Consider the following 1,549-nt stretch of genomic DNA (forward strand, 5'->3'; position numbering starts at 1 on the left):
TCCGCCGGTGAGGCGCTTGCCTGAGTCGCCGTCGCCCGCCCCCTCGCGAGCGGGGAGGTTGTCCGGGACCGGCTCGGTGTTGCGCTCCATGATGCCGGGCAGCGCCGGGGGCAGGCGGTCGGCGAGGTCGTCGGGGGGGGACTGCCAGGGCGGGGGCCAGTCGGGGGCGGGGGTGGTGTGCGTCACACTCAATCTTGTCTCCTCGCGATGAAGTGATGGCCCAGATCGTACGCTGAAGACGAAGAACTGCGGCATGCCGAGCCATAGACTGGAGCCATGGTCGGCCCGTCTCTGTTCTCCCGTCTGGCGTCGACGCTCCTGCACCCGCTCGCCCCGCAGGACGTCCTCAGCCTGCTCGACCCCGTGCACTCCTCGCGGCAGCTGCGCGGCGTGGTCACCTCCGTGACGCGCGAGACGCCCGGCACCGCCACCATCGCCTTCCGCCCGGGCCCGGGCTGGCGGGCCCACGACGCCGGCCAGTGGGCCCGCATCGGGGTGGACGTGGACGGCGTGCGCCAGTGGCGCTCCTACTCGCTCTCCGCTCCCGCGGGCGCCGACCCCGAGATCACGGTGTCCGACATCGGCCTCGTCTCCGGCACGCTCGTGCGCCGCACGAAGCCCGGCGACGTCCTGTTCCTCGACGTCCCCGAGGGCGACTTCACCCTCCCGGACGAGCCGCGCGCCCTGCTGATGCTCACGGCCGGCTCGGGCCTGACCCCGGTGATGTCCATGATCCGCACGCTCGTGCCGGCCCGCGCGGACGCCGACGTCGTGCTCATCCACTCCTCCCGCACCCCCGAGGACGCCCTGTTCCGCGAGGAGCTCGCCGAGCTGGCCGACCAGTTCCCGGGCCTGCGCGTGGTGCACCGCCACACCGCGGACGAGGGCCGCCTGGACCTGTCCTCCCCCGCCGAGCTCGAGGACCTGTGCCCCGACTGGCGCGACCGGGCCGCCTACGCGTGCGGCCCCGCCGAGTTCCTCGACGACGCCGAGGACCTCTGGCGGCGCGAGGCCGGCGAGGACCTGCGCATCGAGCGCTTCCGTGCGGACTTCGCGGCGGGCGTGGCCGGCGCGGGCGGCCGCGTGGTGTTCGAGCACGCCGACGCCGAGGCCGACGCTCCCGGTGACGTGCCGCTGCTGATCGTGGCCGAGGAGGCCGGCGTCGCCGCCCCGTCCGGCTGCCGCATGGGCATCTGCCACGCCTGCCTGACCCCCCTGCGCTCCGGCCAGGTCACCGACCTGCGCTCCGGCGAAGTCCACGGCGAGCCCGGCGAGCTGATCCAGACCTGCGTGAGCGCCGCCGCCGGCCCGCTGAGCCTCGACCTCTGAACCTGACACCCGGCCGAGACCCGGGCCTCCCCGACCATTCCCCCCCCCCCCGCCCCCGGAAGCCACGCAGAACCGGAAAACCCCCACCCCCCACGCCGCCCCGTCCGGCTGCCGCATGGGCATCTGCCACGCCTGCCTGACCCCCCTGCGCTCCGGCCAGGTCACCGACCTGCGCTCCGGCGAAGTCCACGGCGAGCCCGGCGAGCTGATCCAGACCTGC

General features: G+C 74.8%; 1 protein-coding gene and 2 pseudogenes. 2 read left to right on the top strand and 1 reads right to left on the bottom strand.

Going from position 1 to position 1,549, the window contains the following annotated elements; all coding sequences use genetic code 11:
* Positions 1-186, bottom strand: a pseudogene (locus D8M29_RS08600) (PucR family transcriptional regulator); the annotation flags it as partial.
* 90 nt (positions 187-276) lie between these two features.
* Here D8M29_RS08600 and D8M29_RS08605 point away from each other — a divergent pair.
* On the top strand, positions 277-1,329 hold the full coding sequence (locus tag D8M29_RS08605; RefSeq protein ID WP_020624875.1) for a ferredoxin reductase: 1,053 nt from the start codon (positions 277-279) through the stop codon (positions 1,327-1,329).
* Positions 1,330-1,435: 106 nt separating this feature from the next.
* Positions 1,436-1,549 (top strand): annotated as a pseudogene (locus D8M29_RS13530) (ferredoxin reductase); the annotation flags it as partial.

Source organism: Micrococcus sp. HSID17227 (assembly GCF_003989405.1).
In the GTDB taxonomy this organism is placed as follows: Bacteria; Actinomycetota; Actinomycetes; order Actinomycetales; family Micrococcaceae; genus Micrococcus; species Micrococcus luteus.

Excerpts from the sequence above, each read along its gene's own strand:
- D8M29_RS08605 (WP_020624875.1), top strand. The coding sequence starts at position 277 with ATGGTCGGCCCGTCTCTGTTCTCCCGTCTGGCGTCGACGCTCCTGCAC.